The 4,098-nt window shown below is 72.0% G+C and carries 2 protein-coding genes; both read left to right on the top strand.

Going from position 1 to position 4,098, the window contains the following annotated elements:
* Positions 1–482 precede the first annotated feature (482 nt).
* Complete coding sequence (locus FJ309_17190) at positions 483–2,411, top strand: hypothetical protein (protein ID MBM3956309.1); 1,929 nt, start codon at positions 483–485, stop codon at positions 2,409–2,411.
* A 67-nt stretch (positions 2,412–2,478) separates the two neighbouring features.
* A partial coding sequence (locus tag FJ309_17185) for a hypothetical protein (protein MBM3956308.1) occupies positions 2,479–4,098 on the top strand: 1,620 nt, incomplete at its 3' end.

The following is a 4,098-nucleotide window of genomic DNA, read 5'->3' as shown; positions in this document are numbered from 1 at the left end:
CGAGCGTGACGCTCGGTGATCCGTCGGGCGATGGCGTCGCGGTCGAGATCGCCGCGGTCTGCCTCGGCAGCGACGAGCGCGCCGCCCGCGCCAGCCGCGAGCAATTGCTGCTCGAGGCGCTCGAGGTCACCGGGGGCTCGGGCAGTGCCGAAGAGCCCGTGCGCCAGCGACTCAAGGCGGCCTGACGGCGTCGCGACGGCCCCACGGCAGTGTGGTGGGCCAGCACCGGGGCTGCCGCTTTCTCCAGAGAGTGGGGGAGCGTGTGGCAGGGCCTGGCAGAGCCAAGCCCTTGGGGGGTGCTTGCCAATCGAGGGTCGGTCTGCCAGAATCCACCGTCAGCAGCGTTTCGTTCGCCTCCGAGCACGGCGAACCAACAGGCGGTTTCGATGAGTCTGTTCGACCGGCGACGGTCTCGTGCTGCATCTGCGAGCCTCTTTCGCGCCCAACTGTCCGCTGGTGAGCGGCTCGAGAGCCGCTGCCTGATGGCGACAGTTTCCGGCGGGGGGCTGCCGATCCCCGGCGCGACGAGTCCGCCGGCCGCCGCGGCGATCGTCGTGGCGACCGCTCCGGTCGTCGATCCGCTTGGCTCGGGGCGGCAGCTCGCGCTGGTCACCCCGGCACGGGCTTACGGATTCGAGCTCAGCGCTGCTGCGGCGGGCGCGGCGACGACGATCGACGTCGGCATGGGGCAGTTGCCCCTCGGCACGGTCCTCGAGTTCGAGGTCGTCGTCGGCCTGTCGCGCTGGAGCGGCGTTGGCAGCCCAGCGTTTGCCGCCGCTCCGGCCGGTGTGGCGATCAATCTCCAAGTCAGTGGCACGAGCCTCCGCGTCGCGGCGGACACGACGGTCGCCCCCGGGCCCCGCGGCGGTTCGATCCGCCCGGGTACGACGGTCGGTGTCGCCGACGGAGAGCCGTTCGTCCAACCGATCGTGGCGACGATCGGTCGGGGGGGCAGCGGCGATTCGTTTGCCACCGTCGGGGCGCCCGCCGGGATCTACGCCTGCACGGTGATGTGGTCCGTCGCCGATGGAGGCCCCGGGCCGCGCGTGCGTGATTCGGCGCCGGTGTCGCTCCTGTTCGCGGTCGGGCCCGTGCCCGGAGGCGCACTGGCCGGCGCCGTCGCGTGGCTCGCCGCGCCGGCCAACCGGCCGGTGGCGATCGTGGCGGCGACGGCGCGAACCGTCGTGCCGGCCCCCAGCCGGGGCGTGCGCACGCCGCCGCCGACGATCGAGATCGTCACCCAGTGGTCCGATCCGGTCACGGCCACGGGCGCCGGCCCGCAGGTGCCGGTGCTGTTCGACGGGCGCCAGCGGTTCGCGGCGCTCGCCGCCGGCAGCCCGCGCGTCGGGACCGAAGTGCTCGCGTTCCGGATCGTGCCCACCGCCGCCGAGCGCGCGGCTGCGACCAAGCGGCTCGGGCCGGCGCTGCAGCTCTCCCCCGGCGCGGGTCTGCGGGGAGCGGCCGGTGGCCCCGCGGTCTTTTCGCTCCCGCCCGGGATGTTCGTCGAGCCGCCGGCCCCGGTCGTTCCCGTCGTGATCACGGCCGACCTGGTGCGCGACACGGTGTGGCGTGCCGGGCGCACCTACGTCGTCGACGGCGAGGTCCACGTGCGGCGTGGCGTGACGCTCACGATCGAGGACGGCGTCACGGTGCTGATCCGCAATGGCCGCAAGCCGCGGCGCGCGATCGATACCAGCGCCTTGGTGTTCGACAGCGGCTCGGGGCTGCGGGCCGGCACCGTGACGTTCGCGGCGGCGGATGCGGTGGGCCGGGAATCGACGCTCGCCGACAACGGCGGCGTGTTCTTCTGCGGGGCGACTCGCGCGGCGCGCAAGGACAACATCGCCAGCGTCGCCGGCGGAAGTGGGTCGTCTTTCGTGGCCGACCTCGTCATCGCCCGGTCGCTGGGGCGCACCGACCCGCTGGGTAGCGACGGCGATGCCGCCGGCGGTGACGACATCGACGCGCTCTCGGTGATCGGCGCGGGACCGACGGAGTGGCGGATCCGCGCGGTCCGCAGCGAACGCTCCGGTGACGACGGCTTCGACGTCACCGCCTCCACGATCGAGATCGACAGCCTCTCGATCGTCGCCCCGGTCGAGGACGGGCTCAACGCCACGGCGAGCTTCGTCACGATCCGGAGGAATCTGTCGATCGTGATGACGACGAGCACCGCCCCCGATCGCGAGCTGTTCGACTTCGAGCTCAAGAACGGCCCCGTGAAAGTCCTCATCCAGAAGCGCGCGGCGGTCGATCTCCGCGGCTACTGGGGTCCGATCGAGGACGAGGTGAGCCTCAATTCCCCCGACATGCCGGTGCCGCCGCGGCGCCGCGGGGTGAGCTCGTGGTACGTGTACCACGGCACGCTCGTCCTCGGCCCCGCGATCGTCTACTCGACTGCCGCCGACTGATCCATCCCCGGGCGACCTTCCCAACGCCTACCGACCGATCCTCGTTTCCGATTCCGGAGCCATCGCCATGCGTTCGTTTCCCCGCCGCCGTTCGCCGTCCCGCTCCCGTGCCGCTGCGAAGCGATCGCGGCGCCGGACCTTCGGCCACGGCGCCGGCCGCACCGGCGAGCGGCTCACGGTCGATCGGCTCGAGGATCGCCGGCTGCTGGCCGTGACGCCCCTGGCGATCGTCTCGCAGGTGAGCTGGATCGACGCCGACGGTGACACCGTCCTCGTGCGCGTGACCGGGCCGACGGGCGCCGGCGAGGGGGTTTCGGTGCGGCTGTCCGGCATGGCGACAGACAACGCCGACGCCGACACCATCACGCTCCACGATCTGGGGGCGTTCAACGGCGTCGAGGTGGTGGTGACGCCGAACCAGGCGCCCGAGCAGCCGAGCCCGCCGGGGGCCCCCGGCGATCCGTACGCCACGATGTACACCCCGGGCTACACCAACGTCTTCGCGCTCGAGGCTGCCACCGGCATGACAACGCTCGGGAGCGTCCGCCTGAGTGCCGCGATCGTCAACAAGATCGACCTCGAGGGTGTGGCGGTCGCAAACGACATCACGCTCGACGTCGGCCAGACGCCGCTGGTCGACCGGATCAATTCGCAGAACTACGAGGCGGTCGATTCGACGTCGTACAACCCCGTCACCGGGCTGATCCAACTGGGCGGGATCGTCGCCCGGAGCGTCGACAACATCGTCATCGACGGGGCGATCAGCGTCGCCACGAAGAATCCGTTCGACACGGCGACGACCAACGACTTCCGCGGCGTGATCGAGGTCACCGAGAAGATCGGCGCGATCGTCGGCCTGCGCAGCAACCTCCGCGCCGCCGTCCGCGCCGAGCGGATCGGCTCGGTCCGCGTCGCGGCGATCGCCGGCGAGGTCACCACCCGCGACAGTTCCGCCGATCTGGCGATCAACCTGCCGTCGTCGTTCAGCGGGTTCATCACGTCGGCCGGCCACCTCCACCTCGGCTTCCCGCTCGGCGATGCCTCGAAGATCACCGGTCAGATCCAGGCCCTGGGAATCTCCGGGTCGGTGAGGGAGACGGCGCGGGACAACTACGGCGATCCGTTGATGGTGCCGGGCACGTTCGCCGGCTCGCTGCGGCTGACCGGTGATCCCGCACTGCCCCCCGCCGCCTATGCCGGTGTGCCGGGCGCGGTGGGCCACTTCCCGCAGGTCAACGTCGACGGGATCGCGGCGTTCGGGCTGCGGACCGACCGTGGCAACATCGCCGGCGTCGACGCCGACGACTTCGCCGCGACGTTCGTGGCCGAGGCCGATGCCGGATCGGTCGGCATGCTCGACGCGTCGACGGGGGGATTCGCCGGCCACGTCCGCGCTCGCGGCGACATCGGCGGCCTGCGCAGTGTCCTCGAAGTCACCGGCACGCTGGTCAGCACGGCCGGCGACGTCGGCGCGGTCACGGTCTCCGTCGGCGGGTTCGCCGGATTCATCAAGGCGCACCGAGACGTGGCGGGGGTGCGTGCGTTCGGCGCCGTCGCCGGCCTCGGCATTTCCGACGTCAGTATCTCGGCCGAGGGCGCCGTCGGCCGGGTGGTCGGGCGGACGCACACCGGGTTCGGGATCAAGGGGCTCAAGCTCGACGCCGGCGGCACCGTCGCGGAGATCCGC

It is taken from the genome of Planctomycetota bacterium, from assembly GCA_016872555.1.
Taxonomy (GTDB): domain Bacteria; phylum Planctomycetota; class Planctomycetia; order Pirellulales; family UBA1268; genus F1-20-MAGs016.
The sequence above is the reverse complement of the archived record's forward strand: the minus strand, read 5'-3'. Positions and strand labels throughout refer to the sequence as shown.

Bases quoted from the DNA above. Each gene is read 5' to 3' on its own strand.
- FJ309_17190 (MBM3956309.1), top strand. From the start codon at position 483: ATGGCGACAGTTTCCGGCGGGGGGCTGCCGATCCCCGGCGCGACGAGT.